We start from the raw sequence: 14,002 nt of genomic DNA on the forward strand, positions 1-14,002 counted from the left end.
TCGCTCTTATGGCAGGAAGGCAAAAGGCGGCGATAGTGGTATTCGCAGATTTGTGTAGGACGCTTAGCGGTGGGCTGCCTGGTCTACCGCAGTCGGGAGCAAGCCCCCTCCCACACTTGACCGAGTTCCAACATGGAAATGCAGTCACCTGTGGGAGGGGGCTTGCTCCCGATTGGTCCCCAAAGCCACTACAAGGCTTTAGATCGGCGACATTTCCTGCGCCAACCCCAGAAACGCCGCCGGCAGACGAGCGCCTTTTCTTTCCTTGAGGCAGTACAGGTACTCGGGAATCTGCGGCGCATGCTCGAGGGTCAGCACCTTCAGTTGCGGGTCATGGGGCACTTCCTGGCGGGCGATGATGCTGATGCCGATATTGCGCAGCACCGCTTCACGGATCGATTCACGGCTGCCGATTTCCAGCAGCGGCCCGTAACTGACGCCCGCACCCTGCAGCATCTCTTCCGTCAGCCGTCGCGTGGTGGAGCCCGCTTCACGCATCAACAACGTATGCCCGGCCAAGGCACTGAGGGGCACATGGTCGAGCTTGGCCAGTGGATGGTTGCGGTGTACCGCCAGCACCAACGGGTCGGTGCCCAGTACACGACGGATCAGACGCGGGTCTTCGAGCAACTGTGAGGACGCAGCGACATCGACGCGGTAGTCATCCAAGGCTTCAAGCACCTGCTGGGAGTTGCCGATTTCCACCGACACCTCCACCTGCGGCAGGCGTTCGCGAAAGGCTTTGACCAGGTCGAGGATGTAGTACGGCGCCGTGGCGGCAATCCTCAGTGCGCCCTGGACCTGGCCGCTGTTGCGCAGGAAAAACTCGATATCCGCCTCCTGCTGCAACAGCGTCTTGACCATCGGCAGCAGGCGCGCGCCCTCGTCGCTGACAGTCAGGCGGCGCCCGCCACGGTAGAACAGCTCGACGCCGTACTGGCTTTCCAGGTTGCGAATCTGGGTGGTAACAGTGGGCTGGCTCAGGCCGAGTTTTTTCGCCGCCTGGGTAATACTGCCCAGGCGGGCGACCATAAAAAACGCCTTCAACTCGGCACTCAGCACACCACCCTCTCATCCTCTATTTGCGCAACAGGCGCAGGCCATTGAACACCACCAGCAGGGCCACGCCCATGTCGGCGAACACCGCCATCCACATGGTCGCCATGCCCAGGAACGTGACCACCAGGAAGATCGCCTTGATCACCAGGGCCAGGGTGATGTTCTGCTTGAGGATACTCGACGTTTGCCGCGACAAACGAATGAATGCCGGAATCTTGCGCAAATCATCGTCCATCAAGGCCACGTCGGCCGTCTCGATAGCGGTGTCGGTACCTGCCGCAGCCATCGCAAAGCCAATCTCGGCGCGGGCCAGGGCCGGGGCGTCGTTGATGCCATCGCCGACCATGCCCACCCGGTGGCCTTGGCCGTAGAGGGTTTCGATGGCGTGCAGCTTGTCGGTGGGCAACAGGTCGCCCTGGGCCTGATCGATGCCGACCTGGGCCGCAATCGCCTGGGCGGTGTGGGTGTTGTCGCCGGTGAGCATCAAGGTCTTGATGCCCAGCTCATGCAGTTGCTGGATGGCTTCGCGGCTGCTGTCCTTGACCGTATCGGCCACGGCGAACAGCGCCAGCGGGCCGGACTTGTCGAGCAACAGCACCACGGACTTGCCCTGTTTTTCCAGGGCGAACAGCTTTTCTTCCAGCTCCGGCGAACACAGGCCAAGGTCTTCCACCAGGCGGTGGTTGCCCAAGTGGTAGGTCTGGCCATTGATATCGCCGCGCACACCGCGCCCGGCCAGGGCTTCGAAGTTATCCACAACGTGCACCGGCAGGTTTTTATCCACAGCCGCGTTGGCAATCGCCAGGGACACCGGGTGATCGGAGCGCGCGGCCAAACTGGCGGCCAGGGCCGGGGCGCTGTCTTCGACAGTGGTGAACAGTGCCAGGTAATCGGTTTGCACCGGCTTGCCGTGGGTGATGGTGCCGGTCTTGTCGAGGGCCAGGTAGTCAAGCTTGTAACCGCCCTCCAGGTACACACCGCCCTTGATCAGGATGCCTTTGCGCGCCGCAGCCGCCAGGCCGCTGACAATGGTCACCGGGGTGGAGATCACCAGCGCGCACGGGCACGCCACTACCAGCAGCACCAGGGCGCGGTAGATCCAGTCGAACCAGGCGCCGGCCATGAACAGCGGCGGGATTACGGCCACGCCCAAGGCGAACAGGAACACGGCCGGGGTGTAGATTTTCGAGAAGCTGTCGACGAACCGCTGGGTCGGTGCCCGCGCGCCCTGGGCCTGCTCCACCGCATGGATGATGCGGGCCAGGGTGGAGTTGTTGGCAGCCGCCGTGACCTTGTACTCCAGGGAACCGGCCTGGTTGATGGTGCCGGCGAAGACCTTATCGCCGACGGTCTTTTCAATCGGCAGGCTTTCACCGGTGATCGGCGCCTGGTCGATGGTGGACTGGCCGGCGGTGACCTCACCGTCAAGGCCGATACGCTCGCCGGGTTTTACCCGCACGATTGCGTCCAGCTCAATGCTCTTGACCTCCATTTCAACCCAGCTTCCATCAGCCTGCCGAACCGTGGCCTGTTCCGGTGTCATCTGCATCAAGCCACTGATGGCATTGCGCGCACGGTCCAGGGACTTGGCCTCGATCAGCTCGGCCACGGTAAACAGGAACATCACCATGGCCGCTTCCGGCCACTGGCCGATCAGGACCGCGCCAGTGACCGCGATGCTCATCAGGGCGTTGATGTTCAGGTTGAGGTTTTTCAGGGCGATCCAGCCCTTCTTGTAAGTGGTGAGGCCGCCGCTGAGGATCGACACCAGCGCTACCAGCGCAATCACCCAAGTGGGCGCGGCATTGCTGAAGTGCAGTACTTCGGCGCCCAACGCGCCCACACCGGACAACGCCAGCGGCCACCAATGCTTCTTGGCGGGCGGCTCGGCGGCCGGGGTGCCCTCCACGATCGGATCGGCCTGCATACCCAGGGATTTGATCGCTTCGATGATCGGCGCGGTACTCGGCAGGTCATGGGTAACGCCGAGGATGCGGTTGATCAGGTTGAATTCCAGCTGCTGCACACCGGCCAGCTTGCCCAGTTTGTTCTGGATCAGCGTCTGCTCGGTGGGGCAGTCCATGGCTTCGATGCGGAAGGTACTCAGGCGCGAGCCGGCGGTGGGCGCCTCGCTCAACTGCACCAACGCAGGCGCGGGCGTGCCGGAACAGCAGGAACCGCCATGGCCGTGATCGTGCACGGGGGTGAGTTTCTTCGGCCCATGATCGTGGTCATGGTCGTGTTTGTGCGGGGTGTGAAGGGAGTCGCTCATCAGGTCGCGTCCGTAAGGTGCCTGTTGCCAAGTAAAGACCCTGTAGCCACTATAGGGTCAAGCACCCATTTGGAGATTGCTGTAATGAAGATCGGCGAACTGGCCAAACTGACCGACTGTCCGGTGGAAACCATCCGTTATTACGAGAAGGAAGGCCTGCTGCCACCCCCGGCACGCACCGAAGCCAACTACCGCGTGTACACCCAGGCGCACACCGAGCGGCTGATCTTCATCCGCAACTGCCGCAGCCTCGACATGACCCTGGAAGAGATCCGCAGCCTGCTCGGGCTACGGGACAGCCCCCAGGACCAGTGTGAAAACGTGAATGCGTTGATCGACGAGCATATCCACCATGTGAAAGCGCGGATTGACGGGCTGCTGGCGTTGCAGGAGCAGTTGCTGGACCTGCGCCAACGCTGTGGCGGTGGGGACCACTGTGGGATTTTGCAGCGACTGGAGGTCAACGGCGGTGTGGCCGCCAGCGAGGCCGAGCCCTCACATGTAGGGAGAAGCCACGGGCATTAACTCAAGCGAACACGGTTTAAATGTGGGAGGGGGCTTGCCCCCGATGGCGGTGTGTCAGTCATTTTTCACTTAACTGATCCACCGCTATCGGGGGCAAGCCCCCTCCCACATTTTGACCGAGACAGTCCTTTTAAATGGCGACGTCGGCTTTAATGCTTGGATCGGCCTCGTAGCCTACGATTTCGAAGTCTTCGAATTTATAGTCGTAGATCGATTCGGGCTTACGCTTGATCACCAGTTCCGGCAGCTTCTTCGGCGTGCGCGCCAGCTGGGTGCGAATCTGCTCCATATGGTTGCTGTAGGCGTGGGTGTCGCCGGTGGTGACGATGATCTCGTGGGGGATCAGGTCGCATTGCTGGGCCAGCATATGGGTCAGCAGCGCCAGGGCGGCGGTGTTGTACGGCAGGCCGAGGAATACGTCGGAGCTGCGGATGTACAACTGCATCGACAGATGGCCGTCATGCACGAACGCCTGGTACAGCAGGTGGCACGGTGGCAGGGCTTGCTTGCCGTTGCGCGCGTTTTCCTGGGGGCTTTTGGTTTCGTCCGGCAGGTATTCGACGTTCCAGCCGTGGAACAGGATGCGACGGCTGTTAGGGTTGGTCTTGAGCGTGTGCACCATGTAGTCGATCTGGTTGATCGTGCCGCCATCCTTGGTCGGCCAGGCGGTCCACTGCTCGCCATACACCGGGCCCAGGTCACCGTCTTCGGTGGCCCACTCGTCCCAGATTTTCACACCGTTTTCGTTCAGCCACTTGATGTTGGTGTTGCCGCTCAACATCCAGATCAGCTCATTGGCGATGCTTTTGAAGTGAAGCTTCTTGGTGGTCAGCAGCGGGAAGCCGTCGGCCAAATTATGCCGATACTGACGGGCGAACACGGCCTTGGTGCCGGTGCCGGTACGGTCGCCTTTGGTCAGGCCATTGGTCACGACATCGTTCAGTAGTTCGAGATATTGCTTCATGTCATTACCCGTATCGTTGAAGCCGAGACCTCGCGGGCCTCGGCATTCGAATTTAAAGCGCGGTGTGCTTCAGCGGTTGCGGGCGATTGTACGCCCACCACAGCAGGCCCAGGCCGACCAGGATCATCGGAATGCTGAGCACTTGTCCCATGGTCAGCCAGCCCCATGCCAGGTAACCCAGCTGGGCATCCGGCACGCGCACGAACTCGACGATGAAACGGAAGATCCCGTAGAACAGCGCGAACATGCCGGAAACGGCCATGGTCGGGCGCGGTTTGCGCGAAAAGAGGTACAGGATAAGGAACAGTGCCACGCCTTCCAACGCGAACTGGTACAGCTGCGACGGATGGCGCGGCAGTTGCGCCGGGTCGCTGAACGGCGGGAACACCATGGCCCACGGCACGTCGGTCGGCTTGCCCCACAACTCGGCGTTGATGAAGTTGCCGATGCGCCCGGCGCCCAGGCCGATCGGCACCAGCGGCGCGACGAAGTCCATCAGTTGGAAGAACGACTTGCCGTTGCGCCGGCCAAACCACCAGGCCGCGATCATCACGCCGATAAAGCCACCGTGGAATGCCATGCCGCCTTTCCACACTTCGAAGATCAGCGTCGGGTTGGCGATGTAGGCCGAGAGATCGTAAAACAGCACATACCCCAGGCGCCCGCCGACGATCACCCCCATCGACAACCAGAACACCATGTCGGAGAGCTTCTCCTTGGTCCAGGTCGGGTCGAAACGGTTCAGGCGCCGGGAGGCCAGCAGCCATGCACCGCCGATGCCGATCAGGTACATCAACCCGTACCAGTGGATTTTCAGCGGACCGATGGCCAGGGCCACCGGGTCGATCTGCGGGTAAGGCAGCATTGCGACTCCTCGTTAAATCATTCGTTATGGCGACCGGACCATTCCCGGGCGCGATTAAGCCTGCGTTACAGCAAAAAATTCAAACCGACACAAAACAGCAAGCCGGCGAACAACCGCTTGAGCAAGCGCGGCGACAACCGGTGCGCCAGGCGTGCACCGAAACGGGCAAACACCATGCTGGTCAGGGCAATGCCCAGCAGCGCCGGCAAATACACGAACCCTAGACTATGAGCGGGCAACAGCGGGTCATGCCAGCCCAGAATCATGAAACTTAACGCACTGGCCAGGGCAATCGGCAGGCCACAGGCGGACGAGGTGGCCACCGCCTGTTGCATCGGCACGCTGCGCCAGGTCAAAAACGGCACGGTCAGCGAGCCGCCGCCGATGCCGAAAATCGCCGAAGCCCAGCCGATCATGGTACCGGCCACCGTCAGGCCGAGCTTGCCCGGTACCGTGCGGCTGGCCTTGGGCTTGACCTCCAGGGCCAGTTGCACGGCGATGATCAGGGCGAATACGCCGATGACCTTCTGCAAGTGGGGGCCGGAAATCGCCTCGGCGGTCAGCGCACCAAAGCCGGCGCCGAGCAGGATGCCCACGGTCATCCAGACAAAGATCGGCCAACGCACCGCGCCACGTCGGTGGTGCTCACGCACGGCATTGACCGAGGTAAAGATGATCGTCGCCAGGGAGGTGCCCACGGCCAGGTGGGTCAGCACCTGCGGGTCGAAGCCCTGCAAGGTGAAGCTGAACACCAGCACCGGCACGATGATGATCCCGCCGCCCACGCCAAACAGCCCGGCGAGCACGCCCGCGCACGCGCCCAGCAGCAAATACAGCAGAAATTCCATGGGAGCCCCCAAACCAGGTCCGGCATGTTAACGGATGGAAGGCATGCGACCCAACTGGATACGATGGAACGCCGCTGCCGGTGTGGGTAGAGTGGCAAAAAACACAAACGGGAATCGCCTGATGTGCCTGATTGTTTTTGCCTGGCGGCCGGGCCATGCCCAGCCGCTGATCGTCGCGGCCAACCGTGACGAGTTCTACGCCCGCCCCAGCCTGCCGCTGGCGCAGTGGCCGGATGCGCCCGAGGTCTACGCCGGCCGCGACCAGGAAGCGGGCGGCACCTGGCTGGGCGTGAATACCGATGGGCGGTTTGCGGCCCTGACCAATATCCGTGATCCGCACCAGCCGCCGGCACGCAAGTCCCGCGGGGAACTGGTGGCACGGTTTCTCAGTGGTTCGCTGCCGGTTGACCAGTATTTGGCCGACGTTAATGGCCGTTCGATTGAATATGCCGGGTTTAACCTGCTGGTGGGGACGCGGGAAGAGTTGTGGCATTACAACGCCAATCACACCGAGCCGACGCAGTTGAAAGCGGGCGTGTATGGGTTATCCAATGCAGGGCTGGATACACCTTGGCCAAAACTGCTTAAGGCCAAAGCCGCGCTGAGTGAGTTGCTGAACGATCCCCGGCCCGAAGCGCTACTGGAGATTCTGAGCGATCCGCAGATTGCACCGTTTGCCGAGCTGCCGGATACCGGCGTGGGGTTGGCGACGGAGAGTTTGCTGTCGAGTGTGTTTATCGCCAGCCCCAGTTATGGGACACGGGCGAGCACGGCGTTGATTGTGAATGCCGATGGCACGCGGCGGATGGTGGAGCGCAGCTTTGGACCGCATGGTGGACGGCTCGGAGAGGTAGAACTCAAGTTCTGACGCTGATGCCGTCTTACCCAGCAGCGCGCCCTACGCAGCCTCGCGCGCTCGACAGCTGCTACGGGCGGGGCTGCGTATCGCCATTAAAGGGTCTTGGCAGACGCCGGGTTGATCATCCGCGTCAGCCCCAGGTTTTTCAGCGCCAATTGCAGCGAGCTGTGGATAACCTGCGGGTTGTCGATGGTCATCAACTCCGCCAGCAGATCCTTGGCCATGCTCAGTTCAACCTGGCGCAGCATCCACTTCACCTTCGGCAGGTTGGTGGCGTTCATCGACAGGCTGTCAAAGCCCATCGCCATCAACAGCACCGCCGCCGCCGGGTCACCGGCCATTTCACCGCAGATGCTCACCGGCTTGCCCTCGGCATGGGCGTCGCGCACCACGTGTTGCAGGGCTTGCAGCACCGCCGGGTGCAGGTAGTCGTAAAGATCGGCCACCCGTGGGTTGTTACGGTCCACGGCCAGCAGGTACTGGGTCAGGTCGTTGGAGCCCACGGACAGGAAGTCCACCTGCCGCGCCAGTTCCTTGGCCTGGTACACCGCCGCCGGGATTTCGATCATCACGCCAATCGGCGGCATCGGTACGTCGGCGCCTTCGTCGCGCACTTCGCCCCAGGCACGGTGGATCAGGTGCAAGGCTTCTTCCAGCTCATGGGTGCCGGAGATCATCGGCAGCAGGATGCGCAGGTTGTTCAGGCCTTCGCTGGCCTTGAGCATGGCACGGGTCTGCACCAGGAAGATTTCAGGGTGGTCGAGGGTAACGCGAATACCGCGCCAGCCGAGGAAGGGGTTGTCTTCCTTGATCGGGAAATACGACAGTGACTTGTCGCCGCCAATGTCCAGGCTGCGCATGGTCACCGGCAACGGGTGGAAGGCGGACAGTTGCTCGCGATAAATCGCCAGTTGCTCCTTCTCACTCGGGAACCGCTGGTTGATCATGAACGGCACTTCAGTGCGGTACAGCCCCACCCCTTCGGCACCGCGCTGTTGCGCGCGTGCCACATCGGCCAGCAGGCCGGTGTTGACCAGCAGCGGTACACGGTGACCGTCGAGGGTCACGCACGGCAGTTCGCGCAAGGAATCGAGCCCGAGCGCCAGTTGCTTCTCTTCTTCCACCACCTCGGCGTATTGCTTGCGCAGGACTTCGCTGGGGTTGGTAAACACCTCGCCGCGATGGCCATCGACGATCATGTCGATACCGTCGACCTTGGAGTACGGCAGGTCCACCAGGCCCATCACCGTCGGAATGCCCATGGCCCGGGCCAGGATCGCGACGTGGGAGTTACCCGAACCCAGGACCGAGACCAGGCCCACCAACTTGCCTTCAGGCACTTCGCCGAGCATGGTGGCGGTCAGTTCTTCACTGATCAGGATGGTGTTGTCGGGGTAGACCAGGTTGGTGCTGCGGTCTTCCTGCAGGTAGGCCAGCAGGCGGCGGCCGAGGTCACGCACATCCGAGGCCCGCTCGCGCAGGTAGGCGTCGTCCATCAATTCGAAACGGTTGACGTGATCGGTGACCACCTGGCGCAGCGCGCCCTGGGCCCACTGGCCGGTCTTGATCACGGTCTTGACTTCGTTCCCGAGGGACGCGTCGTCGAGCATCATCTGGTACACGTCGAACAACGCGCGCTCTTCGGGGCGCAGCTGGGTGGCCAGCTTGGTCGACAGGTTGCGCATGTCGGCGCGCACGCCTTCCAGGGCCGTCTTGAACAGTTTGATTTCAGCGTCGATGTCGTCGACGTGCTTGTCCGGCACCACATCGAGGTCGGCCGGCGGCAACATGACCACGGCAGTACCGACCGCCGCCCCCGGTGAACCCGGTACACCGACGAACTTGGCTTCCTGGATCCCCTTGCCCTGGCCGCCCAGGCCGCGAATCGAGCCGGTGGCTTCGGCGTGGGCGATAACCCCGGCGAGCTGCGCGCTCATGGTCACGAGGAAGGCTTCTTCGCCCTCGTCGAACTGGCGACGTTCTTTTTGCTGGATGACCAATACGCCGACGACGCGGCGGTGGTGAATGATCGGTGCGCCGAGGAACGAGGCGTAGCGCTCTTCGCCGGTTTCGGCAAAGTAGCGATAACGCGGGTGATCGGCCGCGTTTTCAAGGTTCAGGGGTTCTTCACGCGTCCCCACCAAGCCCACCAGACCTTCATTGGGCGCCATGCTGACCTTGCCGATGGAGCGCTTGTTCAAGCCCTCGGTGGCCATCAGCACAAAACGGTTGGTCTCTGGGTCCAGCAGGTAAACCGAGCAGACCTGGCTGCCCATGGCTTCCTTGACGCGCAACACAATAATCCCCAACGCCGCCTTGAGATCCTTGGCGGAGTTAACTTCCTGGACGATCTTGCGCAGCGTATTGAGCATGGCTCGGGGTCGAACTCCGTCGTCAGTCGCGCGCTAAAAGGCGCGGGGCAAGCTCTTTGAGAGCGCGACGATAAACCTCGCGCTTGAATGTCACCACCTGGCCCAGCGGGTACCAATAACTGACCCAACGCCAGCCATCGAACTCCGGCTTACCGGTCAAATCCATCCGCACCCGCTGCTCGTTGGAGATCAGGCGCAGGAGAAACCATTTCTGCTTCTGGCCGATGCACAGCGGTTGGCTGTGGGTACGCACCAGGCGTTGCGGCAAACGATAGCGCAACCAGCCCCGGGTACAGGCCAAAATCTGCACATCTTCACGCTCAAGGCCGACTTCTTCGTTCAACTCACGGTACAAGGCGTCTTCAGGGGTTTCGTCGGGGTTGATTCCGCCTTGAGGAAACTGCCAGGCATCTTGGTTGATTCGGCGAGCCCATAGCACCTGTCCGGCATCATTCGTAAGAATAATCCCGACATTAGGACGGAAACCATCGGGGTCGATCACGGCAACAACCTCGCAAACGCATGTCGCCGCATTGTTCCACAAAGGTTGTTCCAGCGGCAACGAGGCTTCTTACCTTATGTGCACTCTTGTGAAAAGACCGTATTCTGGACGCCTTTTTACAGACTTTTCAGCGAGTAACTGCAATGCGCCTGGCTTTATTCGACTTGGACAACACCCTTCTCGGCGGTGACAGCGACCACGCCTGGGGCGATTACCTCTGCGAGCGGGGGATTCTCGACGCGGTCGCCTACAAAGCCCGCAACGACGAGTTCTACCAGGACTACCTGGCCGGCAAGCTGGACAACGCCGCCTACCTGAACTTCTGCCTGGAAATCCTCGGCCGCACCGAGATGGCCCAGCTGGACGAATGGCATAACGACTATATGCGCGACTGCATCGAGCCGATCATGCTGCCCCTGGCCGCTGAACTGCTGGCCAAGCACCGCGCCGCTGGCGACAAGCTGGTGATCATCACCGCCACCAACCGTTTCGTCACCGCGCCAATTGCCGCACGCCTGGGCGTCGAGACGCTGATCGCCACCGAGTGCGAGATGGAAAATGGCCGCTACACCGGGCGCAGCACTGATGTGCCGTGCTTTCGTGAAGGCAAGGTGACGCGCTTGAATCGGTGGTTGGAAGAAACCGGGCACAGCCTGGAAGACAGTTACTTCTACAGCGACTCGATGAATGACCTGCCGCTGTTGGAGCAGGTGACGCATCCGGTGGCGGTGGATCCGGATCCGAATCTGCGCGCTGAAGCCGAGAAACGGGGTTGGCCGGTGATTACCCTGCGTAGCGAGTAACCGTGGTGAGCGGGCTTGCCCCGCGCTGGGCTGCGAAGCAGCCCCAAAACCTGCCAACCGGTCTCATCAGGAAAAATGCGGGCCTTTGTCGGGGCTGCTTCGCAGCCCAGCGCGGGGCAAGCCCGCTCACCACAGAAGCCCTCACCGCATTAAACCGGCTTGGCGCCCATGAGCCCGGCAATCGCCACAAACCCCACCAGGCTTACCACGGCCAGCACCAGGGTGAAATTCAGGCTGCCACCCTCGCCTTTGCGCAGCCGGTTAAGCCGTGCCACCAGCCAGAACCAGGCCAGCGCGGCCACGGTGTAGAGGATGCTGGAACCCAGGATCCAGGCCTGCCCCAGCGGCCAGCCGACCAGGTGCACCAGCCACCAGCCGGTAAACGGCATGCTGACCATGCAAACGCCCATCAGTAACCACACGAACGCCCACGGGCGCTGCACGGTCACGGCCGGGCCGGCGCTGCGCTTGCGCCAGGCCAGCAGCGCCAGGCCTAGGCCGCTGAGCAGCAGCAACACCGTGGCGGCTACGTGGATAACTTTGAGGGTGGTAAGGGTTTCCATCTGTCGTTTTCCTTAAAGGCCGCCCCAATCAGCGTAGTCGCTCAACCGAGAAACAGTTTGTAGGCCGGGTTATCGCTTTCATCCCAATACGGGTAGCCAATGGCTTCCAGGGCCGCCGGGACCAGGTGACGCTCGTTCGCCGGCACTTGCAGGCCGGCGACCACACGGCCGTCAGCGGCACCGTGGTTGCGATAGTGGAACATCGAGATGTTCCAGCGCCCGCCCAATTTATTAAGAAAGTTGAACAAGGCCCCCGGACGCTCCGGGAATTCGAAGCGAAACACCACTTCATCACTGACCTGGGCCGCATGCCCACCCACCATATGGCGGATGTGCAACTTGGCCAGTTCGTTCTCGGTCAGGTCCAGCACCGGGAAACCCTGGCTGGTGAGGCTGGCGATCAGCGCACTGCGCGGGTCGTTTTCCGGGTGGGTCTGCACGCCGACAAAGATGTGCGCTTCGCTGCCGGAGTGGTAGCGGTAGTTGAACTCGGTGATCTGGCGCTTGCCCACCGCCTCGCAGAACGCCTTGAAGCTGCCCGGTTTCTCAGGGATGGTCACGGCAATAATGGCTTCGCGACCTTCACCCAGCTCGGCGCGCTCGGCCACATGGCGCAGGCGGTCGAAGTTGACGTTGGCGCCGGAGTCGATGGCCACCAGGGTTTGTCCGCTGATGCCACGGGTCTCCACGTATTTCTTGATGCCTGCTACGCCAAGCGCGCCGGCCGGCTCGGTGATGGAGCGGGTGTCGTCGTAGATGTCCTTGATCGCCGCGCAGATTTCATCGGTGCTGACGGTGATCACTTCATCCACATAGTGTTTGCAGATGTCGAAGGTGTGCTGGCCGATCTGCGCCACCGCCACGCCATCGGCAAAAATGCCCACGGTGGGCAGCACCACACGCTCGCCGGCAGCCATGGCAGCTTGCAGGCAGTTGGAGTCGTCCGGCTCGACGCCGATGATCCTGATCTCCGGGCGCAGGTATTTCACGTACGCCGCAATGCCCGCGATCAGCCCGCCGCCGCCCACCGGTACGAAAATCGCGTCCAGGGGCCCCGGGTGCTGGCGCAGGATCTCCATCGCCACGGTGCCCTGCCCGGCAATGGTGTGCGGATCATCGTAGGGGTGAATGTAGACGTAGCCTTTTTCGTCGACCAGCTTCAGCGAGTAGGCCAGGGCTTCCGGGAAGGAATCGCCGTGCAGCACCACTTTGCCGCCACGGGAGCGCACGCCTTCGACCTTGATCTCCGGAGTCGTCTTGGGCATCACGATCGTGGCCTTGACCCCCAGCACCTTGGCCGCCAGGGCCAGGCCCTGGGCATGGTTGCCCGCCGAGGCCGTGACCACGCCGCGCGCGCGCTCTTCAGCCGTCAATTGAGTCAGCTTGTTGTACGCGCCGCGAATCTTGAACGAGAACACCGGCTGCAAGTCTTCACGCTTGAGCCAGACCTTGTTGCCCAGCCGCTCGGAGAGCTGGCGGGCGGTCTGCAGCGGGGTTTCTACGGCAACGTCATAGACGCGCGAGGTGAGGATCTTTTTGACGTACTGTTCAAGCATCGGCGGAAATCACTGGGCGGGTTGGGCAGGGCCAAGGAGTCTAACCCAGCGTTTGGCCGGGCGACCACACGAATCCGGAGGTTTTGTTGGGTTATACTCGCGCCCCTCTTTACTCCCCGCCCGTTCCGGAGCCCGCATGACCCAGGATCAACTCAAACAGGCAGTGGCCCAGGCCGCCGTCGATTTAATCCTTCCCAAACTCGACGACAAGAGCATCGTCGGTGTCGGCACCGGCTCCACCGCCAACTGCTTTATCGATGCGCTGGCCCGGCACAAAGGCGCGTTCGACGGCGCCGTTGCCAGTTCCGAAGCCACCGCCGCGCGCCTCAAGGGCCATGGCATTCCGGTGTACGAGCTCAACACCGTGAGCGACCTGGAGTTCTACGTCGACGGCGCCGATGAAAGCGACGAACACCTGAACCTGATCAAGGGCGGCGGTGCAGCCCTGACCCGCGAGAAAATCGTCGCGGCGGTGGCCAAGACCTTTATCTGCATCGCCGACGCCAGCAAGCTGGTACCGGTGCTCGGCGCGTTCCCGCTGCCGGTGGAAGTCATCCCGATGGCCCGCAGCCACGTGGCTCGCGAGCTGGTGAAGCTGGGTGGCGATCCGGTGTACCGCGAAGGCGTGTTGACCGACAACGGCAACATCATCCTCGACGTGTTCAATATGCAGATCACCAACCCGGTGGAGCTTGAGACCCAGATCAACGCCATCGTCGGCGTGGTCACCAACGGCCTGTTCGCGGCGCGTCCGGCGGATGTGCTGCTGCTGGGCACTTCCGAAGGCGTGAAAACCCTTAAAGCCTGATGCAAA

The 14,002-nt window shown here is 62.1% G+C and carries 13 protein-coding genes; 4 read left to right on the forward strand and 9 right to left on the reverse strand.

What is annotated here, in order from left to right:
• Positions 1–198: 198 nt before the first annotated feature.
• The gene (locus C8K58_RS06155) at positions 199–1,062 is read right to left on the reverse strand and encodes a LysR family transcriptional regulator (RefSeq protein ID WP_027606132.1); all 864 of its coding nucleotides are present in this window, start codon (positions 1,060–1,062) and stop codon (positions 199–201) included.
• Between the two features lie 16 nt (positions 1,063–1,078).
• Positions 1,079–3,331 carry a heavy metal translocating P-type ATPase gene (locus C8K58_RS06160; RefSeq protein WP_108573406.1) on the reverse strand — a complete coding sequence of 751 codons (2,253 nt, stop codon included), beginning with the start codon at positions 3,329–3,331 and terminating at the stop codon, positions 1,079–1,081.
• 84 nt (positions 3,332–3,415) lie between these two features.
• Here C8K58_RS06160 and cadR point away from each other — a divergent pair, with 84 nt between their 5' ends.
• On the forward strand, positions 3,416–3,856 hold the full coding sequence (gene cadR / locus C8K58_RS06165) for a Cd(II)/Pb(II)-responsive transcriptional regulator (RefSeq protein WP_027606134.1): 441 nt from the start codon (positions 3,416–3,418) through the stop codon (positions 3,854–3,856).
• A 130-nt stretch (positions 3,857–3,986) separates the two neighbouring features.
• On the opposite strand, the gene C8K58_RS06170 is transcribed toward cadR, so the two are convergent.
• From C8K58_RS06170 to C8K58_RS06180, 3 genes are all read right to left on the reverse strand, one after another.
• A complete protein-coding gene (locus C8K58_RS06170) occupies positions 3,987–4,820 on the reverse strand; it encodes a thymidylate synthase (protein ID WP_027608429.1) in 834 nt (277 codons plus the stop codon).
• 52 nt (positions 4,821–4,872) lie between these two features.
• Positions 4,873–5,685 carry a prolipoprotein diacylglyceryl transferase gene (gene lgt, locus C8K58_RS06175; RefSeq protein ID WP_065924346.1) on the reverse strand — a complete coding sequence of 271 codons (813 nt, stop codon included), beginning with the start codon at positions 5,683–5,685 and terminating at the stop codon, positions 4,873–4,875.
• A 65-nt stretch (positions 5,686–5,750) separates the two neighbouring features.
• Entirely contained in the window at positions 5,751–6,533 is a 783-nt protein-coding gene (locus C8K58_RS06180; RefSeq protein ID WP_027608427.1) for a sulfite exporter TauE/SafE family protein, read from the reverse strand.
• Between the two features lie 121 nt (positions 6,534–6,654).
• Between C8K58_RS06180 and C8K58_RS06185 the strand changes: the two genes are divergently transcribed.
• Positions 6,655–7,401: an NRDE family protein gene (locus C8K58_RS06185; protein ID WP_098480768.1), complete on the forward strand. Its 747-nt coding sequence runs from the start codon at positions 6,655–6,657 to the stop codon at positions 7,399–7,401.
• 83 nt (positions 7,402–7,484) lie between these two features.
• On the opposite strand, the gene ptsP is transcribed toward C8K58_RS06185, so the two are convergent.
• Both ptsP and C8K58_RS06195 read right to left on the reverse strand, forming a co-directional pair.
• Positions 7,485–9,764, reverse strand: a complete 2,280-nt coding sequence (gene ptsP / locus C8K58_RS06190) for a phosphoenolpyruvate--protein phosphotransferase (protein ID WP_027608425.1) — start codon at positions 9,762–9,764, stop codon at positions 7,485–7,487.
• Between the two features lie 22 nt (positions 9,765–9,786).
• A complete protein-coding gene (locus tag C8K58_RS06195) occupies positions 9,787–10,266 on the reverse strand; it encodes an RNA pyrophosphohydrolase (RefSeq protein WP_003176750.1) in 480 nt (159 codons plus the stop codon).
• A 143-nt stretch (positions 10,267–10,409) separates the two neighbouring features.
• On the opposite strand from C8K58_RS06195, the gene C8K58_RS06200 reads away from it, so the two are divergent.
• Entirely contained in the window at positions 10,410–11,069 is a 660-nt protein-coding gene (locus tag C8K58_RS06200; RefSeq protein WP_027608424.1) for an HAD family phosphatase, read from the forward strand.
• A gap of 149 nt (positions 11,070–11,218) precedes the next feature.
• Here the strand turns inward: C8K58_RS06200 and C8K58_RS06205 are convergent, their stop codons facing one another.
• A complete protein-coding gene (locus C8K58_RS06205; protein WP_108573408.1) occupies positions 11,219–11,632 on the reverse strand; it encodes a DUF2269 family protein in 414 nt (137 codons plus the stop codon).
• Between the two features lie 41 nt (positions 11,633–11,673).
• Positions 11,674–13,188: a threonine ammonia-lyase, biosynthetic gene (gene ilvA / locus C8K58_RS06210; protein WP_098480766.1), complete on the reverse strand. Its 1,515-nt coding sequence runs from the start codon at positions 13,186–13,188 to the stop codon at positions 11,674–11,676.
• Between the two features lie 136 nt (positions 13,189–13,324).
• On the opposite strand from ilvA, the gene rpiA reads away from it, so the two are divergent.
• Positions 13,325–13,996, forward strand: coding sequence for a ribose-5-phosphate isomerase RpiA (gene rpiA, locus C8K58_RS06215; protein WP_027608421.1), 672 nt, complete (start codon positions 13,325–13,327; stop codon positions 13,994–13,996).
• The last annotated feature ends 6 nt before the right edge of the window (positions 13,997–14,002 follow it).

The sequence above is a fragment of the Pseudomonas sp. GV047 genome (assembly GCF_003058245.1).
Lineage (GTDB): Bacteria > Pseudomonadota > Gammaproteobacteria > Pseudomonadales > Pseudomonadaceae > Aquipseudomonas > Aquipseudomonas marginalis.